Source organism: Halioglobus sp. HI00S01, assembly GCF_001635445.1.
GTDB lineage: Bacteria > Pseudomonadota > Gammaproteobacteria > Pseudomonadales > Halieaceae > Halioglobus > Halioglobus japonicus.
Genome location: NZ_LWEE01000242.1, coordinates 1 through 220, shown reverse-complemented (window position 1 = coordinate 220; position 220 = coordinate 1). Strand labels below are relative to the sequence as shown.

At 50.9% G+C, this 220-nt stretch carries 1 protein-coding gene; it reads left to right on the top strand.

What is annotated here, in order from left to right:
* Positions 1-21 precede the first annotated feature (21 nt).
* Positions 22-220 (top strand): hypothetical protein (locus A3709_RS24620; protein WP_231871223.1); only part of this gene is annotated, 199 nt, incomplete at its 3' end.

The window sequence follows — 220 nt, the reverse complement described above, 5'->3', positions numbered from 1 at the left end:
ACAATGACTTCTGGCGTAGTGATGGAAGAGAGCCTTCTCGACCAATTCTGGGAGCAACATGCATCGCTAATCAATCGTCGTGAGTTAACGCTATCGCGATTCACCCATTTGGCTCAGCGCGCTCGAAATTCCCTGTCACAGTCCGAACAGGAGCTTGATTACCTCGCTGAACAAATTCTCGCTGCGAGCGCAGAGGTCGATATTCTGCAATCAAGAGGGC